This is a genomic window from Kangiella shandongensis, from assembly GCF_020005365.1.
Lineage (GTDB): Bacteria > Pseudomonadota > Gammaproteobacteria > Enterobacterales > Kangiellaceae > Kangiella > Kangiella shandongensis.
Genome location: NZ_JACNML010000011.1, coordinates 24,622 through 44,144, shown reverse-complemented (window position 1 = coordinate 44,144; position 19,523 = coordinate 24,622). Strand labels below are relative to the sequence as shown.

Here is a 19,523-nt window from a genome sequence, read left to right as displayed (position 1 = left end):
TTGTCTCCTTAAGGAATTCATACCTAACAATGACTAATACTTCGGTTCGATAAACCCTGCATATTGCACCCCGGATAACAGGGCCATATCCCGATTCCAGGTCGCTAAATCATCAATATTAAATTGATTAAGATGATCATGACCACAGGCTCTGGCCATCACCTGCATCAGCTCGGCCGATGCCTCAAAAAAATTCTTCAGCTGGTTTGCTGATTTGTCGATATTCAGTCGCTGGCGTAATTCTTTCTTCTGAGTCGCGACGCCAGATGGACAGTTATTGGTATGGCACATTCGTGCAGCAACACAACCAATCGCCTGTATGGCGCTATTGGCAACCGCCACACCATCCGCGCCCAACGCCATGGCTTTGACAAAATCGATGGGTAAACGAAGTCCGCCGGTAACAATCAGAGTCACCTTGCCGCTGGCACCCTGCTCATCCAGAAACCGTCGAGCCCGAGCTAACGCCGGAATAGTCGGTACGCTGATATGATCTCTAAATATTTCAGGTGCAGCACCAGTGCCACCACCGCGCCCATCGAGAATAATGTAATCGGCACTGGCTTCTATGGCGAATTCAATATCACGCTCAATATGATTGGCACTGAGTTTAAACCCCACCGGAATGCCGCCCGTAATCTCGCGAAGCCGATCGGCAAACCGCTTAAAATCCCTAACCGTTCTTAGATCGTCAAACGTCGGTGGCGATACCGCTGGCTGCCCTTCAGGGATACCACGCATCTGTGAAATTTTACCGACATTTTTATTCCCCGGTAGGTGGCCACCAGTTCCAGTCTTAGCGCCTTGCCCGCCTTTAAAATGAAAGCTTTGTACACGAGTTAACAGCTCTTCTTTATAGCCAAACTTGGCGCTGGCCAGCTCATAAAAATATCGTGAATTTTCAGCCTGCTCTTCGGCTAACATCCCGCCCTCTCCTGAGCAAATTCCTGTTCCAGCTAACTCTGCACCGCGGGCCAGAGCAATTTTAGCTTCTTCCGATAAAGCACCGAAACTCATATCCGAGACAAACAGTGGAATATCCAGCTTGAGCGGCTTTCTGGCTTCCGGCCCAATGATCAATTCGGTACTGACTACCGCATCATCCATCAACGGTTTGGTCGCCATCTGCGCCACCATAATCTGGATATCATCCCACTGCGGCAACTTATAACGCGGCACGCCCATTGCCGTTATCGGTCCATGATGCCCCAACTTGCTTAACCCTTCACGAGCCAACTGGTGAATAAACTCTACCGTTGGCTCTTCTTCGGTTGCTTTAGCAGCTGGGGCTTCACCCTTTTTTCCTTTAACACCAGGCCCTTCTTTGCCCACATCATCGCCAGAAAACTGTTTATGGGTACCGTCACAATAGGGTGCGTTATTGGTATGCTTACAACGACAGAGATAGGCATCGCTATCCTCCTCGACCACAAAGCCTAACGGCGTAAACTCCGTGCCCTTATGCGAGCCATCGCAAAACGGCTGGTCGCTTGAACGACCACAGCGACAAAAGAAATACTTTTCACCTTTCTTAAGCGCAACCTTCTTTGGTTTATTATCCGCAACGATCGGATTGCTCATATATCCCTCCAGCTCAAAGAAAATACAACATCACAGGTATTTCCACTTTAATCGCTGGTTATTTTTTATACAAGCCTGATTTCTATAACGAAAGGGATGACAATAACGACGGCTCAGTTCTGTAAAGAGTCCAGGAACTGGGTACTGACACCCTGAACTTTCTCCTTGGTCTCTTTATCGAAAGATGCTTCGCTCTGATCAAAATGTTCGAAAAAGCTTGGTATGCTGAGCGAGAACCTTATATCCGCTCCCCACCAGGGCATAATGGTTTCAAGATGCTTCAGGTTTGTACTGCCTCCTCGACCACCGGGAGAAGTGCTCAGCAATAACACTGGCTTATTCCTGAATATCTTCTCACCATTCAAATTAGGCGATCGAGAACACCAGTCGACGATATTCTTGAAAGCAGCTGGAATGGAACTGTTGTGCTCAGGTGTCGCAATAACGATAGCATCATTATCAGCCGTTAAATCTAAAAACGTTTGTGCCGCTTGTGGGTAGGTGTGATTATCTCTCTCAAGATCCTGACTGAAAATAGGCAAATCAAAGTCATTCATCACCTTGAACTTAACCTCATGGTTCTGGAAATTTCGACAACTTTCTTCCAATAATTTTTTATTTATAGATTCACTGTTATTACTCGCACAAAACGCAAAAATTTTCACTTAGACCACCTTAAAAAATACGATGTTATACTTATTAAATCTTACCTTCTTTCCGTGTAAACTCTCTTGGTGATAGCCCAACGATTGAAGAGAAAGCTTTACTGAAATGCGACTGACTCGAGTACCCAAGTACGTAAGCAATCTCAACGATAGGTATCCCCTGCAACAACATTTCTTTAGCCTTGGTTACCTTCTGTAAACCAAAAAACCTTGCTGGAGGCATGCCAACCATCTCTTTGAAAACTCTAATGAAATGATACTGACTCATACCAACATAATCAGCCATGTCTTGAACGGTCAAATTTTTATTCAAGTTTAAATCGATATAAGCAATTAACGATCGGATTTCGGAGTTGGGAATCGACTCGATACTGTCCAATTTATTTTTTGCCTTAGTCACTGTATCGCCAATAACATAAGTATCGAAATAGTAGTTCACCAAAACATAGAGCCAGCTTTTAATGTATTGCTCATCGACATCGTCATGACTTTCTATGTACTTACGGCAGACTTGTGCCGTACTAAACATAAAATTGTCATGGAAGCCTATGTTAGGATTTATAAAATGCCGTAAAGTGTCAACCGATACGTCCGCTGCATCAGCGACAAAGTCAAACTTAATCGAAAGTTTCAAAAAGTGGGCATTACACCATTCAATACTATAGAAGGAGTTCATGGGAATAAAGCAAATGTCTCCCGCAGCTAACCGCTTCCCCTCCGAAGTACCATCAGTCTGCTCCCAGCGTAATTCGAAACCCGCATGCTCCAACGGGATTAGGAAAGTCATATCTTTCGACTTAAAGTCCTTACTCTCAACTCGCCCGCCATTGAAATAATGAATACTTGCGATGTTAATCAGGTTGAAACTGGTATTGTCTCTAAACTCTCTATAATACTTTCCCATAAGGTTCAACCTCGAAAGGTACGTTACACCCTACTTTAGCATATATACTGTCCCCCTCAACGCGATTAGCAATAAAGTATAAAAAACAGCAATTTCGTATAATCATATCCATCTACAGAGGTATATATTTATTACTTAACCGCTAGCTCATAAGAGTGAGCTGCTTACTTAATGATGAGGAATACAACTATGGGTAATAAATATCGTAGATTAAATAAAGATGATGCCGCTGTCCTATTAGTGGATCATCAGACTGGATTACTGTCGCTGGTTCGAGACATTGATCCCGATAAATTTAAAAATAACGTGCTGGCACTTGCAGAAGCAGCCAAATACTTTGGCTTACCGACCATTTTAACCACCAGTTTCGAAGATGGTCCTAACGGCCCTCTGGTCCAAGAGTTAAAAGGTATATTCCCTGATGCTCCATATATCGCGCGCCCTGGGCAAATTAACGCTTGGGACAATGAAGATTTTGTTAAAGCCGTTAAAGCAACGGGCAAAAAACAGCTGATTATTGCCGGCGTCGTGACCGAGGTGTGCGTTGCATTCCCAACCTTATCGGCTTTAGAAGAAGACTTTGAGGTGTTTGTCATCACCGATGCATCGGGCACATTTAACCCGCTTACCAGAGATTCAGCCTGGGATAGAATGAGCAAGTCAGGTGCTCAGCTGATGACCTGGTTTGGGGCGGCCTGTGAACTACACAGAGACTGGAGAAACGATATCGAGGGGTTAGGTACTTTATTCTCTAACCACATTCCTGATTATCGCAACTTGATCGCCAGTTATAATCAAAACGCCGAATCATAGCAGCGTATCATGTCGTGTTTTGCAGGGATTAATCTTCATTAATTTCTGCAAAACACCCTGTCATTTCTTCCCACATCATTACGGCTTCTCAGGTTGTTTTACTCAACAACCTACCAGCCAAGAGGTATTTAAGGCTGATTTTCGACATATCTGGCGAAATTATTCAGAATACTTTGCCAGCCTTTGCGCTGCATTTCTGGCTCATTCTCCTTTTCAGCTTCAAAGGTTTCACTCACCTTAACCCCATCACCATTTTGCTCAAACTGAACCAACACTTTGCGCTTGTCATCCATTTCATACTCTAACAGCTCTTTATCAGCGATCTTGGTATAAGTTCCTTCAAAGTCAAAGCCCATGCTGCCATCCTTCGCTTCCATACGTGAACTGAAGCGACCTCCGACGCGCAGATCCACGTCACTCTGCGTGGTGTGCCAGTCCTCAGAAGCGGTATTCCACTGCTTAATATCTTCCGGGTTATTCCAGCATTTCCATACTGAGTCCAAATCTGCATTAATGGTTGTTTCCACCGTGATATCCATAATGGTTCCTTATTCTTTGATGAGTATTTAAGCATACTAGTTTAGCTATTAAAGACGATGACCTAATTAACATTTCTTGCTTCAGTTGCTCACTATTTAACCAGAACATGCTAGTCTTTGGAAAACAGACGTAGCAAACATGAAAAGGAGCCTGTCATGCCCACGGAAAAGAAGCCATTACCAGAAGTTGTGTCGCCAGAAGAATGGCAAAGCGCCGTTGATACTTTTGTCGAGAAAGAAAAAGAACTCACCCGCGCTCGTGACGCCCTTAACGCCCAACGACGACGCCTGCCGATGCGCAAAGTGGATAAAGATTACCGCTTTCAATCCGACAAAGGGGAACTCAGCTTGCTCGACCTGTTCGAGGGGCGCAAACAACTGATTGTTTACCACTTTATGTTCGGGCCCGACTGGGATGCAGGATGCCCGGGATACTCATGGGTCACAGACGCCATGACTCACCCAGCACATTTTCACGCCCGCGACACCAGCTTCGTCCTGATCTCGCGCGCACCGCTGGAAAAACTGCAGCAATATCGCAAACGCATGGAATGGAATACCCCCATCCCCTGGTATTCGTCGCTGGACAGCGACTTTAATTATGACTTCGGCGCCACCGTTAACGATCAGGAAATCCATGGTGTCAGCATATTCCTACGAGATGGTGACGATATTTATCAAACCTACCACACCGGCGCTCGTGGTGTAGAATACCTCGGTAGCCACTGGACTTATCTGGACTTAACTCCCTATGGCCGACAGGAAGCATGGGAAGACTCTCCCGAAGGCTGGCCACAAACCCCAACTTACGAATGGCAAAAACGCCATGACGAATACGAATAAAACCCGAGCCAATATTGAAACTGTAGCCAGATAAGCTGATTTGCTATGCTGGGAGGATGAACGAAAGTAACCTGTTCCAGTGGCTGGCCGATATCGTGCTAATTCTGCACATGTCATTAGTTTTATTTGTTGTCGGCGGTCTGGTTCTGATCGTTATAGGTAATCTCCGGCATTGGGATTGGGTTAATCGATTATGGTTTCGCCTGGTCCATCTTGCCATTGTTGTGGTTGTGATAGCCGAAGTCTGGCTGGGTCTGGTTTGCCCGTTGACGACGCTGGAAATATGGTTACGGCAACAGGCCGGAGGCGATACCTATCAGGTCGGTTTTGTCGAACACTGGGTACAACAGATACTGTATTGGGATCTGCCCACCTGGGTCTTTACTGTGGCTTACTCAACGTTTGGTTTGCTCGTGCTGTTGGTCTGGATTATTTACCCGCCGCACTTCCGAAAATCAAACTCAAAGAAAAAGTAAAATTGCTCGACAAGTTCGCTGCTGCTTACGGTAACCATTGATCGGGTCTTGTCGCGCGATAGGCATCCAAGCTTTCGACCCCGCTGTACATGGTTTCAATATAGATATTGCGCTCGGCCCACATGACTTCCATATCCCACAGGCAAAACGAGTAGGCTTCAGGATCTTCGAACCAATGCTCCGACTTTCTGACCGATACGGTAGTGAATAGCTCGTTATCGTTGCCCCATGCCACCAACACCAGATACTTTGCGGAAGCGCCGTCATGAAAGATAGCAAAGGCTGCGGTTCTCGCCCAGTCAAAATCCTTTTTTAGTTTTAAAACCTTTAACTGCCCCAGATAATCGCTTCGATTCACCGGAAGGTTAGCCGCCGATATGGTGTATAGCTTGATACCATCGGCATCAAGCCAGTCCTTATCCGTCTGAATCAATCGGGGTTTAAACACGCTTATTCCTACATCTGCATCAAGCCCTAACACTAGCTTAACATGTATTAGGCCAGCTCAACCGACTTATCTTGCCTTAATCATCACCGTCTTTTGTGTACTCTCGCTGACGTCAATCGTCAGCATCACAACCGGGGATGTTGCAGTCACTAATTGCAACAACCTTATCGCCCGCCCTCAAACCCGTAGCTTCAGCTGCGAAGCCCCTCTCCTTTCAATTTGCGAAATGCATCACACTTGTTTATATTACGTACAGATAACTAAATATCAACACAAATAAAGCAAAAAGATAAAATCAGAAACAACAAGGATTCAGGATGAAAAAGATAGGACTATTCTTATTTCTAACCACCGCCTTTACACAAGCCAGCTTAGCCTGCGATCCACAAACTGGCGAGCGCATACAGCGTGTTTACGCCGAATGGAATGGTAAACGACTTGGCTTTTGGGACGTTACTTCCGACGAGCCAAAAACCTTCGAACTCTCTAATGGCTTAAAACTCGGTATCCAGATCGAAGAAGCCTCCGCTGAGAAATACAAAGAACTTAAAGACGCCTGGCCTCATACACCAGAAATGGTGTCCATTCGCCTGTTCGATATGAGTAGTAATCCAAACAAACAACTCGCCATGACCTGGGGCGGAGCAAACTCCATCCAAGGGTATAGCGACAAAGGTGGCGCCACTAGCGTTAAAGAACTCGGCTCACCGGGGTTAACACTGCATTTGATGAAGTCAGTTTGTGTTTAAAATACAATTTATAACAATTAATTAACTTTATATATTGTGAACATTCTCTGTCTATTAAATTAAGCTTAAGCTGAAGGAGATAAAATGCCCAATAAAGACTTGGTAGAATCTATACTTAAAAATGTTGAAAATTTAGAAAGTGAAGATTTCGATGTTCTTTTAGTATCTGGAGGCAGGGCTCAGGCTTGGCAAAACCAAAAAGTAGATGAAATAGAGACCTTAATACATGACACCTTAAATGTATTGAGAACCGCACTAAAGGAGGAGCTTTTAGAAAACATTCCATTTAATCTTTTGAATGGTATTAGCACAAATTTAAACAATTTCTTCACACAGTATAGCAATTTAAAAGGCACGGCTCCTGATCAAATACAAAATCAACATCACCAACCTTTGGCGCAACTTCAGTCCACCAATACTCATATCCGCCAATCAGGTGTGTACGCATTGGCTATATTAGGGCCTGATATTGAAGCTAAAAGAACATCAATTGACGATCAGTTATCAAAAGTCAGCCAAGCAAATGCTGATATAGTAAAACTTAAAGATCAAATCAAATCTTTAATTAATCCAGCAGCAGCTGACTCATTAAGCTCTGCCTTCGATAATCGACGAAGCAAAATATCAACTCAAAAATGGATTTGGGCTATAATTGTGGCTATTAGTGTAGGCATAGCTATGTATGTAACTTATGATGTAACTAATTCAATTACTAATTTAGTAAATCATATAGAAAGCGAAGTGCCCGCTAAAGATGAAAACAGCTCCCCTTCCACTCAGTATGATTTTCCTTTAGTTTGGTTCATGAGAATTCTTTTATTGGCTCCTTCATATCTGTTGGTTTTTTTCTCATTTAGACAATATGTAAAGGAAAGAATGTTAGAAGAAAATTATGCACATAAATCAGCAATTGCTCAGACCCTTCCTTCTTACTCAGAATTAGTTACCGACAATCAAGTTAAAGATGAAATTACTTCTTCTGCTACGCGAGTTGCATTTCAACTACCTAAAACTAATGAAGATAGTAATAAGAATTCCAACCCTAGCACATCACTACTAAATGAGTTATCGGAAAAAGTTGAGAGGCTGCTAAAACTAAATGTTGTAGATAAACCCTAATTCACAAACTAAATAAATAAGGGGTTAAGCAACTACAGAGTTTCATATATAAGAAACTCTTAAACCTTTTAGAGACTTCATTAAAATTATGGGTTAGAACAATGAATATTAAAGACGAAAATGATTTGCAAAAAGCAGTTTCGATGGCAGGGCAATTAATCCAGGAAATTAATGACTATTGCGTGGCAAAGGGGAAGACTATAGCTGACCTTCCAGAAGCACAAATAAGATTTCCAAGAGGTTTTATTCGCACAGCGCAATATCAACGTAATAGATTCCCTTTTATTGACTGCCCCGAGTTAAAATCAAATCTAGCTTATACATTAATTCTATCAGACACTATAATCTGGCTTATTGTTCGAACGGATTTGTCTGGAACAGCCAGAGACATGCTGCATAAGCTATTCATTTTCCTAGTTGCAAGCGTTACAGAAAGCACGACCAAAGAATATCTAAAAACCATCTGCGGCCAGAATTATAAAAGACGAACGACATACCTGCTTGAGAATTCTATTATAAATGATGATCTTAAAGTTGAACTTGATTGGCTTTGGGACACCAGAAATAGAATGCACCTTTTCCAACTTGAGAGGCGCGAGTATGAAAATGAGTATCATCCAGAAAACCATCTTAGGTGCATAAGAGCTTTTCGTGCCCTATTAACAGCCTTAACAAAACAAGGAAAAATCAGAAGTGACTAAGTAAACTATTTTATGCTAGTTACAAATTTTTATTGGTACAAAGCGGCTTCTGGTGCCTATTTACACTAGATTACTTGCATTTGCTCGGCTTTGACCGTTTGTGTGGTTTCACACGAACAGTTTTTGGGCCGGGCTTTTTACTAGTACGCACAGTGCGTTTAGTAGTTTTGCAACCCATAGCTACGTCCTCCAAAATTATAACAGGTTAAAGCCTGTTTCTCGTCAGAGTCCTGCACACTAGACATTTAGTGACAAAAACAACGAGTAAAAGAGGGGCCGCCAGAAGCCTGATATTTATTTTATGGTTTATTTAACTATATGCAACACATATTTATTGAGTTCTAATTAATGCACCAAAGAAAGCGCGTGCCTAAAAGGAACATAGTTCATTCAAGGTTTAACTCCTTTTATTACGACCTTTACTCATACTCTTATTGACCGACTTCTTCTTACCCTGTTTTCTTTTATTAGCTTCTTTTCCTTTATTCGCTGACTTGCCTTTATAGCCGTTTTTTCCTCTTTTCGGTTGGCTTCCTTTATCTTGATTACCGCCTGATTTTTTGCCTGATTCTTTCAGCTTTGCTTTGGCTAGTTTCTTTTTGTGGGGCTTCTTTTTCTTTGCGGCTTTTAGATCCGTTTCTGGAACGGAATGAATCGGTTCGAAGTCGTCGACAATTCGTCGCTCTAATTGTTTTTGGATCAGGTTCTGGATCGCTTTTAGATCATCTACTTCATCGGCGCTGACTAATGATATTGCGGTGCCTTTTTCTCCCGCTCGACCGGTACGGCCAATTCGATGGACATAATCTTCGGCTACATTCGGCAGGTCATAGTTCACTACCACTGGCATCTGGTCGATATCGAGTCCGCGTGCGGCGACGTCGGTCGCGACTAAGGCATGTACCTTGCCCGATTTAAATTCCTGTAACGCACGGTTACGCGCGTTTTGGCTTTTACCGCCATGAATCGAGGTCGCTTTTATTCCACGCTTTTCGAGAGCAAGGCTTAATCTGTTTGCGCCTCGGCGCGTTCTGACGAATACCAGCAGCTGATGCCAGCGGTGATCTTCGATGAGGTAACTCAGTAACGCCGCTTTCTGTTTTTTATCGACCGGGTGAATCCACTGTTTTACCGTTGACGCGGTGGTATTGGTCGTTTCCGTTTCAATCAGTTTTGGATTGTTTAGGAACTGCTGACTTAATTTTTTAATCGACTCTGAGAAGGTTGCAGAAAAAAGCAGCGTTTGGCGCTGTTTAGGTAGTTTTCCGACAATACGTTTAATGCTCGGTAAAAAGCCCATATCGAGCATTCGATCCGCTTCGTCCAGGACTAGAAGCTCCAGATCATCAAAACGCACGGCATTCTTTTCCATCAGATCCAGTAATCGCCCCGGCGTCGCCACCAGTACGTCCGTACCTTTTCGTAGTTTCAGCATCTGTGGATTGATTTTCACGCCACCGTACACCACCACGGATTTCAGCGATAAGTTAGCGGCATATTTCTGTACGCTCTGATGAACCTGCTCCGCCAGTTCTCGCGTCGGCGCTAGAATCAAGCTCCGCGCTGCATTCCCCGCAGGCCTTTTCCCTTCGGACAGTCTCTGCAACATCGGAAGCGCAAAGCCCGCGGTTTTACCCGTCCCCGTCTGCGCAGCCGCCATAATATCCTCACCTTTTAGGATTAACGGAATAGCTTTCTGCTGGATTGGGGAAGGTTTTTCGTAGCCGCTCTTGTGCAAGGCATCGAGAAGAGGTTGGATCAAATTAAGGTTAGAAAAGGTCATCAAAGGCTTTATCAGTGCAATAGGCCACTAGTTTAACGGTTATGCCGACAAACTACGAGTTATTCAGTATTAGCTAATCACTGGTAGCGCTGTAGGGTGCGTCAAGACGCACCTTACTCCCTACTTTTAATTCCCTAACGCGCTATTAAAACCGCATCCTTCCCCGGGCCGCGTTCTCTTTCATCAGCTGGGATAAGGGTTACGCCGCTATCTTCGCAAGACACCACCCATTGGCCACCACCGCCGACGTAGGACGAATGCTTATTATCGCCACCAAAGTTTTGCGGTCCGTCTGAAACGGGGCCTTCAACTGTGCCTTTATAGGTAAAATGTTGCAGGTCGATTTTTAGTACACCATCTTCAATCACCCAGTCGCCCGAATGGATATAGGTATTGTAATTAACGGTACTTTTACCGTCAGTTAGCGTATGAGGGTCTTCGATGATGAACGAACCGCCAGGTTTAAAAGTGACTATCGGGCCATCGTTATCGTAAGTGACTTCTCCTTCGCCTCCCATCTCGAAAATCTGCTCTGCAGCTCCTCTAAATCGGAATCGATCCTTGGTGTCCGACGACTGGATCATTTGTTTGGCCTTATCTAACTCTGCCAACTGTTCTGGAGGTACCATACTTCTATACTTTTCTAGAGCCTCAAGCGCTCCATCAAAGGTGTCCTCCGCTTCGTCATCCGCCGTGGCCTGCTCCATCCAAGTGCCAATATGGCAGGCGCAGTTTAAGCCCCCGCTATTATCCAGCGAAAGCGTCGCGTTAAGATCATCGCCAGAAGGCATGATAGCAACAATCTGCATCGGGCCGCTTGGCGGTTCCAGCTCAGTCGTTTCTATAACAGGCGCCCATTTACTAGGCTCGCCACTTCCGTTGGGATCTATCACATAGCGATAAGCCAATTGAGCGCCATTAGGATTAATGGTTAATGGTGATGCAGCACCTTCTGGAAAGGTGACTTCACGCAACTGAACCGACAGCGGCGGGCCTTCAATATTACCCTCACATGAGCCGACTATGTCCATCGGCTCAAATTCCGCCTGGTGCGGTAATGGTCGACCATCGGGCATGGTGATGCTTTGGTTGCCCTGAGCTATTGCCCATTCCAGCCATTGCGCTGGCGGTAGAATCTCCGCGGCTCGACGTGGGTATTTCAGGTATTCTGGCCCGCCCATGCCCAACGAAATTCCCCAGTCGGTTCCGTACTCCTGTTCACCCCAGAAAAAGAACGGCTGGGCGTCATAGCTGTGTTGAGTCAGCGAACATTCCGGCTGGCGGTTATAGAATTGCTCAATCTTATGGTCACGAATATCAGAACCTTCAATCACCTTATGCGCGCCCCATTCCGCAGAGCCCTCCTGCCACCATAATGGCTTCGCAGTAAAATCATAAGAACCGTTCTGCATCGTATGTACCCACTCGTGAGCCAACACAAAACGCATCTCCTCGGCACTGTCGATGGTATGCGATCGTACGGCAACGATACACAGGCTCTCTGGCAGTGGGACTGACCGTCGAATCTCTTCGCCATCCTCATCCACTTCGACGAAGCTGTTTAAGTCATGCATCTCCCCTTTTTCGGCGCAGGTTGTAAACGCCAGAGTACTGCCCAGAAGATCCAGGTCGCTTTCCACCAGTAAAACAGGACGATCCGGAGGAGTCGGTACATACTTTAATTCTTCTTCATCTCCGCTCTCGACTCGTTCCAGAGCTTCCTCTCGTTCCGCCGCAGTCGGGAAATAACGTTGAAACTCTTCAATGCGCGGCGCAATCGCTCGCAGATGTCCCAGCACACTATCTCTGGTGCGTCTATCGCTACGCTTACGCACTCGATAAATCTCCTGATCCCCGATCTGAAAATCCACCGGCTCGATTTCACCCATGCTCGCTATTTCATTCATGTGGGCATCCCAGATAGCCGTCGACGTATCACCGCCAGGAGGTGTCGTGCAAACAGCGTTAGCCATTGGTATCGAAATCGCCGCTCCAATAAGCACAAACGTCATCAACACACAGAGTCGTTTCCAACCCTTTCGGGCGACATTAAAAGAGTGTTTTCCAAGCGAATCTTGCTGAGTTGTATTCATATCCATAGCCCCGCCTTATTCCTGTAACCAATCTAGACTGTTACTCAAGCGATCTAGATAACTATTTACTTCATCTTTAACTTAAGTGAAAGTAGAGTACCCATAGGTCAGACTCAACACTTGCTATTCAAAGCTATATTCTTTCTAACTAATTAAATTTTCAAGTTCAGTTCTAAAACGACTTTTATTATCAATTTTCTCAAAGAACCCTTCATTAGCTTGAGTCTTTATTGCAATAGCCTTTTGTAAAATTTCTATTCCTTCATCCGTTATCTCAACGATTTTCGCCCTAGTATCTTTTTCATGCTCTCTACGTATCACTAACCCATCTGCTTGTAGTTTTCTCAGAATTTTTGAGACCATCATTCTATCGGTATTACTATGTTCGGCGATATCTTTTTGGGTCACATAATCATTCTGCTTTAGCAGCCACCCTAAAGCAGCCAAAATTACAAACTGCGTATGAGTTAAACCAATGTCTTCCAAAGCTCGGTTCATCAGTCTTTGCCAGCGCATCGTTGTTTGCCACAGTAAGTACCCCAAATTTTCCTCAGGCTTATTAAAATCAAACGTAACGCTTTTTGTCATCGAGCATACACTCCGAAATTATTTGAAAATCATGCGCACTGATTTCCAGTATACCCCATCTAAATGGATAGCCCCATCTCGTTTTATTTGGAATAAAATCAAGACGACTAATCAGCGGACGTATGGGAATATCTCTCGAATTAAAAAACTCAACACCAATCCTAAACGGATGGAAACTTTCTGACATTGCATATTGATAAACATCACCGGTCTTGATCTGCCCTACGGCTGTAAATTTCTGGCATAGTTGTTTTTCTGCAAAGAACTCTTTACTTGAATAATAAATCACGTAATCACCTTGATTCATTTTATTTAAGGGTGTCGCCTTACCATGACATGCCTGAGCAAATCCCCCTTCAACGCCGTTCTTCACGTGCTCTCTACAAGCAGTAATTATCCAGTATCTCGGCACACTAATGCTCCCTATCAAATTTGCCAATTATTTTTTGCGATACCAGCGCGGCAATCATTGCTGTTGGTATCGCGACAACAAAGCCAATAATATAACTTTTTGCCCAGAGCAATAAGAAGGTTTTTGATAACCCAGAATTAATCAAAACCATAACAAAGGACATCACCATTGACATAAAAAAGGCCATCAAGAGCCCAAAAGCTATTTTCTGTGATTTATTACTCACCTGTCTCTCTCCAGTAAATATTGTTGTCGCAACAATAGTATTCTCGACAACAATTTTCAAGCCTAATCTTATTAATACGCAAAATGTTACAGAGGTACCGTAAATGGGACTTAGTCAATAGACGCGCAATCTGCCGCTTAGGAACAAATTACTACTTGATCAAACTTTCTTACAATTTTCGTAATACTTCCTGTAGTGAGCCTTTGCCCTTTCCGTTTCAAGTCTTTATATTGCTAGGTTCGGACCATTTTATAAGAATGTGACAATGCATAAATATTCCATGATAAGCGGCCTTTTGGTGGCTTCTTTGGGCTTCGCGGCGCAGGCTGAGGAGAAGAAAGAAGAGGCTAAGTGGGACGTAAACAACCCTCCCGGCGAAGCGATCTTTGCCGAATTGAACGTTACTGAAGGTACTTGGATGAACCTTGATGTCAGCCCGGACGGCGAAACCATTGCCTTCGATTTATTGGGCGATATCTACACCATGCCAATCTCTGGCGGTAAGGCGACGAATATTACCAACAGTATGGCATGGGATATGCAGCCTGATTTTTCTCCGGATGGTTCGCAGTTGGCTTTCACTTCGGATCAAGGTGGCGGCGATAATATCTGGACCATGAATCTGGATGGTAGCGACCAATTTCAGGTCACGAAAGAAAACTTCCGCCTGTTAAACAATCCTAAATGGAGCCCAGACGGCGACTACATTGCGGCACGTAAGCACTTTACGGGTACGCGCTCGCTGGGTGCTGGTGAGATCTGGTTGTATCACAAGTCTGGCGGTAGTGGCGTTCAGTTAAACAAGCGCCCGAACGAACAGAAAGATCTGGGCGAGCCAGCTTTCACACCAGACGGTCAATACGTCCTTTATTCGCGCGACTCAACTCCGGGCGGATATTTCGAGTACAGCAAAGATTCGACCAAACAGATTTATGAAGTATATGCGATTAATCGCGATACCGGCGAGATCGAAACTTGGATCGATGGGCCGGGCGGCGCAGTGCGTCCAGAGCCTTCGCCAGACGGTAAATATATCGCCTTCGTACGTCGTATTAGTGGCAAGTCAGCGTTATTCCTGAAAGATCGTAAGTCGGGCGCTGAGTTCCCTATTTATAAAGATTTAGAACGCGACATGCAGGAAACCTGGGCGATCCATGGCGTTTACCCGAATTTTTCATGGACTCCAGACAGCGATGAAATCGTATTCTGGGCTGCGGGTAAGTTGCACAAGATCGATATTGAGTCGAAAGATGTCGTGGAGATTCCTTTCGAAGTAAAGGATCGTCGTGAAATACGTGCGGCAATTAAGCAAACCAATCCTGCATTTGAAGAGCGTTTTAATGCCAAGATGTTGCGCTGGTTACAGGTTTCTCCAGAAGGTGATCAAGCCGTGTTCCAGAGTCTTGGTAAAATTTATACGGTGGATTTACCAAACGGTAAGCCAGAACGCTTAACGCGTCAGGACGATCATTTCGAGCTTTACCCAAGCTACTCACCGGATGGTGACGACATTATCTACACCACCTGGGACGACAAGAAACTGGGCACGGTTCGTATCGTTTCTTCCAGCGGTGGTCGCGGTGATGTCATTTCGGAACAACCGGGGCACTACACCAACCCAAGCATCAGCCCGAATGGCGACTTCGCTGTTTATCAGGCGATTAGCGGTGGCTACATTACGAGCCCTCTCTACTCCGAAGATACGGGAATTTTCAGCGTTGACCTGGACGAAGAGGAAGTGACAAAAGTCAGCGATTCAGGCTCCAATCCTTTCTTCGCTGGTGAATCGGATCGCGTTTTCTTCAGCAAAACAGTGCCACACGGTCAAACCTACGAAAGTAAGTTAATCAGCACTGACCTGGCTGGTCACGAAGAGCGTGAACATTATGCGGGTAACTGGATTTCAGATTTCGCAGTATCGCCCGATCAGAAATGGCTGGCGTTCACTCAACGTTATCAAGTTTACGTTACGCCGTTTGTCAAAAGCGGTAAAGCCATTACTACAGGCCCGGACGCGCGTAACCTGCCAGTTAAAAAATTCTCGACCTTCTCTGGCGCAAACCTTGCCTGGTCTGAAGATGGTTCTGAACTTTCTTGGTCACTTGGCCCAACGCTTTATCAACAAAAACTGTCTGAGAAATTCGACTTCTTAGCTGATGACGGTCAAGCCAGTGACGACGAAGCGGAAGCGCCTCAACCAAAAGAAACCAAAATCGCCATGCCGGTTAAGGCTGCCAAGCCTGAAGGTCTAACCGCACTGGTCGGCGCGAAGGTGGTTACCATGGAAGGCGAACAGGTCATCGAAGACGGCGTGATTGTGATAGAAGATAACCGCATTAAAGCTGTCGGTAAGCGCGGTGATGTTTCGATTCCGTCGGACGCAGAAACCATCGATGTCAGCGGTAAGACGATTATCCCGGGTCTGGTCGACGTTCACTGGCACGGTTCTTACGCTAACGATCAAATTCAGCCGCAAACCAACTGGAGCGCGTTAGCTTCATTGGCCTTTGGTGTGACGACGACGCATAACCCGTCGGCGGATACCGAAGCAGTATTCTCGGCCAGCGAAATGCAGAAAGCCGGCTTAATCACAGCGCCACGTATTTTCTCAACGGGTACAATTTTGTACGGTGCGAATCATTACATTACGGCGGAGGTTGATGATATGAACGACGCCACCAATCACCTCGAGCGTATGAAAGCGGCCGGTGCATTTTCGGTTAAGAGTTATAACCAGCCGCGTCGTGATCAGCGTCAGCAGGTGTTACAAGCCGCTCGCGAGACTGGCTTGCTGGTAGTGCCTGAAGGTGGCTCTTTATTCATGCACAACATGAGCATGATTATCGACGGTCATACCACCATCGAGCACTCGATTCCGGTCGCTAACATCTATGACGACGTTAAGCAGCTGTGGAGTCAGGCCGATACCGATTACGTACCAACGCTTGGCGTAGCTTATGGCGGTATCTGGGGTGAGCGTTACTGGTATGACAAAACTGACGTCTGGAAGCACCCGCTTCTGAGCAAGTTTGTACCACGTAATATTCTTGAACCAGCCTCACGTCGTCGCTTTAAAGCGCCAGACGAGGACTACAACCACATCAATAACGCGACCGTTGCCGCTGAGCTACAAGAACTGGGCGTTGGTGTTTTGTTAGGTGCCCATGGTCAACGTGAAGGTTTAGCTTCGCATTGGGAAATGTGGATGTTTGGTCAAGGTGGCATGACACCAATGGAAGCCCTTCGTGCTGGTACGATTGATGGTGCCAAAATGCTGGGCATGGATTCTGAAATCGGTTCGATCAAAGCCGGCAAACTGGCGGATCTGGTTATCCTTGATGCTGACCCTCTGGAAAACCTGCGTGACTCGGACAAGGTCAATATGGTGATGCTGAACGGTAAGCTTTATGATGCTGCCAGCATGAACCAGATTGCACCACAGGAAAAAGAGCGTAAGCCATTCTTTTTTGAGTAAACTTTGCTCTTCGAGCATGTATCAGTTTGTAGTAATATGCTTCAAGTCTGATCGTGTTCAAATTTTTGACTGGGCAATGCAACTTTGCATTGCCCAGTTATTCATTTTTAATTCTCTTTAGTGTACAGTGCCTCTTATAACTATCTAACAAGTATAAGGAAACACGTGTACATGCTCAGGAAATGCTTATCTATTTTCTTAGTCTTATGTAGCTGTAACGTGTTTGCCTACGCCTTTAATAATGTTGAAGGCCCGCTTTTTACCACTTCCAACCCAAATCTGTCCCAGAATCAGGCCTTACAGCAGCAGCTGTATAATATGTCCAATCTCTCGGTACCCGAGCGTAAACAGGAAGCTTTTTTCCTTAAAATCAGCAACCTGCTAAATAAGCCCGATCTAGATAACCACTCCGAAGCGCTCGCCAATATCTTGATGGCGAATTACCAGATCCTTAATGGCGAAGCCATTCGGGCTCGTGAATATATGTCAGTCGCTGAACCGCTGGTTAAAACGGTCGATCAGCCGATGCTGCAAAACCAGTACGATTACGTCAATATTTTCGTTCTACGCAGCGAGGGCGATCTGGTTACAGCGCTGGAAGAATCCGAACGTCTGTATAACGAAGTCAAAGATAAATGGGGGTTGAATAAACTCGGCGACCTGGTATTGGAGCAGGCCTACATCAGTGCCATCCTGTCGCGTTATCAGGAAAGTATTCCATTACTCGAGTTAGCACTGGACTACTCGCTGGAGGCCAACGACCCTTACCTGATTTCCGAGACGTATAATGTCTTCGGCATTCTTTATAGCTTTTTAAACGATAACCAGTCCGCCATCATGTATTTCAAAAAAGCGGTTGAGGTTATGGAGCGTCACCCAGCCTTAGTCAGCAATATCTATTTCTACGCCAATCTGGCTGACTCCTATCGCATGAACAAAGAATACGAGAAATCGCTGGAGTTGATTGAAAAAGCGAGGAAGCTGGCGATCAAAGAAGGTGATATTCCGCTTCGAGCTTTTGCGCATCAGGTTAAGGCGCGTGTTTATACCAACACCAAAGAGTATGAGTCGGCGATAGAAGAACTTGAGTTGGCTAAACGACTGCAGGAACAAGTTGGCGAGCAGCTCTTTGGCTATGAATTACAAACCGACTTTGCCTACGCCTATCTAAAGCTGGGCCAGATTGATCAGGCTGAAAAACATCTGGATGAGGCTATCGACAGCGCTGCAAAAGTCGCTGCGTTGGATGATTTCTATCTAAAACGCCTACGCTCGGAAATTAGCGCCGCACGCGATGATTTTGAAGATGCCTATAAGCTGCTACAAGAGTCTTATGAAACCTACCGTAAGACGTTCAACGATAACTTAACTTATGTATCCAACCTGTCACGCGAGCAGCTGGATCAAGAGCGTCTGTCGTTTGAAAATAAGTTGCTGGAAAAAGAAAACCAGATCAATACTAAGTACGTTAAGAAGTACAAGAAATACAGCGTTATTCTGGTGGTTTTAATCGCTCTGATGCTGATTTTATTGGTTATCAGCTTATGGTTGCTGATGAAATACCGCAAGGCAGCACGCAAAAATGAGGAAATGGCGTTAACCGATAACCTCACCGATCTGCCTAACCGTCGCCAGATGTTCCGACAGCTGGAACAGGAACACGAGAAGAGTGAAGATGGCAGGTCAGTATACAGCCTTATCATTTTTGACATCGACCACTTTAAAACCATCAACGATCGTTTTGGTCATCGTATGGGCGACAAGGTTATTAACCGCCTGGCGTCGATTACCCGACATACCTTGCGTCAAAAAGACACCATTGGCCGGATCAGCGGCGAAGAGTTCTTAATTATTCTACCGGATACGAATGTAAAAGAAGCTAAGCAGATTGCCGAACGCTTAAATCATCAATTTGCCAATGCGGACTTTAGCGATCTGGATGACGGCATCCACCTAACTGCCAGCTTTGGCGTTACCGAGTATATGCTGGAAGACGAGAGTCTGGATATGGTGATTAATCGTGCTGACAGATTACTTTACAAGGCTAAAAGCCAAGGCCGAAACCGTGTGGTTTCGACCTTTAATGATACTCAACAGGAATCTTGAAC

General features: G+C 45.2%; 18 protein-coding genes. 8 read left to right on the top strand and 10 right to left on the bottom strand.

From position 1 onward, the window contains the following. Positions 1-33 precede the first annotated feature (33 nt). From H7708_RS11895 to H7708_RS11885, 3 genes are all read right to left on the bottom strand, one after another. Positions 34-1,581, bottom strand: coding sequence for a glutamate synthase-related protein (locus H7708_RS11895; RefSeq protein WP_223671051.1), 1,548 nt, complete (start codon positions 1,579-1,581; stop codon positions 34-36). A gap of 113 nt (positions 1,582-1,694) precedes the next feature. Further along, the gene (locus H7708_RS11890) at positions 1,695-2,246 is read right to left on the bottom strand and encodes an NADPH-dependent FMN reductase (protein WP_223671050.1); all 552 of its coding nucleotides are present in this window, start codon (positions 2,244-2,246) and stop codon (positions 1,695-1,697) included. A gap of 34 nt (positions 2,247-2,280) precedes the next feature. Further along, positions 2,281-3,150 carry a helix-turn-helix domain-containing protein gene (locus tag H7708_RS11885; RefSeq protein WP_223671048.1) on the bottom strand — a complete coding sequence of 290 codons (870 nt, stop codon included), beginning with the start codon at positions 3,148-3,150 and terminating at the stop codon, positions 2,281-2,283. Between the two features lie 189 nt (positions 3,151-3,339). Between H7708_RS11885 and ycaC the strand changes: the two genes are divergently transcribed. Further along, complete coding sequence (gene ycaC / locus H7708_RS11880; protein WP_223671046.1) at positions 3,340-3,963, top strand: isochorismate family cysteine hydrolase YcaC; 624 nt, start codon at positions 3,340-3,342, stop codon at positions 3,961-3,963. A 128-nt stretch (positions 3,964-4,091) separates the two neighbouring features. Here ycaC and H7708_RS11875 read toward each other — a convergent pair whose 3' ends face one another. Beyond that, positions 4,092-4,502, bottom strand: a complete 411-nt coding sequence (locus tag H7708_RS11875; RefSeq protein ID WP_223671044.1) for an SRPBCC family protein — start codon at positions 4,500-4,502, stop codon at positions 4,092-4,094. Positions 4,503-4,658: 156 nt separating this feature from the next. Here H7708_RS11875 and H7708_RS11870 point away from each other — a divergent pair, with 156 nt between their 5' ends. Further along, the gene (locus H7708_RS11870) at positions 4,659-5,345 is read left to right on the top strand and encodes a DUF899 domain-containing protein (RefSeq protein WP_223671042.1); all 687 of its coding nucleotides are present in this window, start codon (positions 4,659-4,661) and stop codon (positions 5,343-5,345) included. Between the two features lie 56 nt (positions 5,346-5,401). Beyond that, positions 5,402-5,821: a DUF2784 domain-containing protein gene (locus tag H7708_RS11865; protein WP_223671040.1), complete on the top strand. Its 420-nt coding sequence runs from the start codon at positions 5,402-5,404 to the stop codon at positions 5,819-5,821. A gap of 25 nt (positions 5,822-5,846) precedes the next feature. Here H7708_RS11865 and H7708_RS11860 read toward each other — a convergent pair whose 3' ends face one another. After that, entirely contained in the window at positions 5,847-6,269 is a 423-nt protein-coding gene (locus H7708_RS11860; RefSeq protein ID WP_223671038.1) for a hypothetical protein, read from the bottom strand. A gap of 317 nt (positions 6,270-6,586) precedes the next feature. On the opposite strand from H7708_RS11860, the gene H7708_RS11855 reads away from it, so the two are divergent. The 3 genes from H7708_RS11855 (at position 6,587) to H7708_RS11845 (ending at position 8,838) form a co-directional block, all read left to right on the top strand. After that, complete coding sequence (locus H7708_RS11855) at positions 6,587-7,018, top strand: hypothetical protein (protein ID WP_223671036.1); 432 nt, start codon at positions 6,587-6,589, stop codon at positions 7,016-7,018. 84 nt (positions 7,019-7,102) lie between these two features. Further along, positions 7,103-8,137: a hypothetical protein gene (locus tag H7708_RS11850; RefSeq protein ID WP_223671034.1), complete on the top strand. Its 1,035-nt coding sequence runs from the start codon at positions 7,103-7,105 to the stop codon at positions 8,135-8,137. 101 nt (positions 8,138-8,238) lie between these two features. After that, positions 8,239-8,838, top strand: coding sequence for a hypothetical protein (locus tag H7708_RS11845; RefSeq protein WP_223671032.1), 600 nt, complete (start codon positions 8,239-8,241; stop codon positions 8,836-8,838). A gap of 397 nt (positions 8,839-9,235) precedes the next feature. On the opposite strand, the gene H7708_RS11840 is transcribed toward H7708_RS11845, so the two are convergent. The 5 genes from H7708_RS11840 to H7708_RS11820 all read right to left on the bottom strand — a co-directional run bounded on the left by H7708_RS11840 (position 9,236) and on the right by H7708_RS11820 (position 14,000). Continuing rightward, positions 9,236-10,621 (bottom strand): DEAD/DEAH box helicase, encoded by a 1,386-nt coding sequence (locus tag H7708_RS11840; protein WP_223671030.1) that lies wholly within the window; start codon positions 10,619-10,621, stop codon positions 9,236-9,238. Positions 10,622-10,755: 134 nt separating this feature from the next. Then, on the bottom strand, positions 10,756-12,720 hold the full coding sequence (locus tag H7708_RS11835) for a hypothetical protein (protein WP_223671028.1): 1,965 nt from the start codon (positions 12,718-12,720) through the stop codon (positions 10,756-10,758). Positions 12,721-12,858: 138 nt separating this feature from the next. Further along, entirely contained in the window at positions 12,859-13,302 is a 444-nt protein-coding gene (locus tag H7708_RS11830; protein WP_223671026.1) for a MarR family winged helix-turn-helix transcriptional regulator, read from the bottom strand. Next, on the bottom strand, positions 13,280-13,714 hold the full coding sequence (locus H7708_RS11825) for an EVE domain-containing protein (RefSeq protein WP_223671024.1): 435 nt from the start codon (positions 13,712-13,714) through the stop codon (positions 13,280-13,282). Before H7708_RS11825 ends, H7708_RS11830 begins: the two co-directional genes overlap by 23 nt. A gap of 1 nt (position 13,715) precedes the next feature. After that, positions 13,716-14,000, bottom strand: a complete 285-nt coding sequence (locus tag H7708_RS11820) for a DUF2798 domain-containing protein (RefSeq protein WP_223671022.1) — start codon at positions 13,998-14,000, stop codon at positions 13,716-13,718. 205 nt (positions 14,001-14,205) lie between these two features. Here H7708_RS11820 and H7708_RS11815 point away from each other — a divergent pair, with 205 nt between their 5' ends. Together H7708_RS11815 and H7708_RS11810 are read left to right on the top strand one after the other, a co-directional pair. Next, a complete protein-coding gene (locus H7708_RS11815) occupies positions 14,206-17,415 on the top strand; it encodes an amidohydrolase family protein (protein WP_407929743.1) in 3,210 nt (1,069 codons plus the stop codon). A gap of 318 nt (positions 17,416-17,733) precedes the next feature. Continuing rightward, complete coding sequence (locus H7708_RS11810) at positions 17,734-19,521, top strand: tetratricopeptide repeat-containing diguanylate cyclase (RefSeq protein WP_223671019.1); 1,788 nt, start codon at positions 17,734-17,736, stop codon at positions 19,519-19,521. Positions 19,522-19,523 lie beyond the last annotated feature (2 nt).

Bases quoted from the DNA above. Each gene is read 5' to 3' on its own strand.
- H7708_RS11895 (WP_223671051.1), bottom strand. From the start codon at position 1,581: ATGAGCAATCCGATCGTTGCGGATAATAAACCAAAGAAGGTTGCGCTT.
- H7708_RS11885 (WP_223671048.1), bottom strand. From the start codon at position 3,150: ATGGGAAAGTATTATAGAGAGTTTAGAGACAATACCAGTTTCAACCTG.
- ycaC (WP_223671046.1), top strand. From the start codon at position 3,340: ATGGGTAATAAATATCGTAGATTAAATAAAGATGATGCCGCTGTCCTA.
- H7708_RS11875 (WP_223671044.1), bottom strand. From the start codon at position 4,502: ATGGATATCACGGTGGAAACAACCATTAATGCAGATTTGGACTCAGTA.
- H7708_RS11870 (WP_223671042.1), top strand. From the start codon at position 4,659: ATGCCCACGGAAAAGAAGCCATTACCAGAAGTTGTGTCGCCAGAAGAA.
- H7708_RS11865 (WP_223671040.1), top strand. From the start codon at position 5,402: ATGAACGAAAGTAACCTGTTCCAGTGGCTGGCCGATATCGTGCTAATT.
- H7708_RS11855 (WP_223671036.1), top strand. From the start codon at position 6,587: ATGAAAAAGATAGGACTATTCTTATTTCTAACCACCGCCTTTACACAA.
- H7708_RS11850 (WP_223671034.1), top strand. From the start codon at position 7,103: ATGCCCAATAAAGACTTGGTAGAATCTATACTTAAAAATGTTGAAAAT.
- H7708_RS11845 (WP_223671032.1), top strand. From the start codon at position 8,239: ATGAATATTAAAGACGAAAATGATTTGCAAAAAGCAGTTTCGATGGCA.
- H7708_RS11840 (WP_223671030.1), bottom strand. From the start codon at position 10,621: ATGACCTTTTCTAACCTTAATTTGATCCAACCTCTTCTCGATGCCTTG.
- H7708_RS11835 (WP_223671028.1), bottom strand. From the start codon at position 12,720: ATGGATATGAATACAACTCAGCAAGATTCGCTTGGAAAACACTCTTTT.
- H7708_RS11830 (WP_223671026.1), bottom strand. From the start codon at position 13,302: ATGACAAAAAGCGTTACGTTTGATTTTAATAAGCCTGAGGAAAATTTG.
- H7708_RS11815 (WP_407929743.1), top strand. From the start codon at position 14,206: ATGCATAAATATTCCATGATAAGCGGCCTTTTGGTGGCTTCTTTGGGC.
- H7708_RS11810 (WP_223671019.1), top strand. From the start codon at position 17,734: ATGTCCAATCTCTCGGTACCCGAGCGTAAACAGGAAGCTTTTTTCCTT.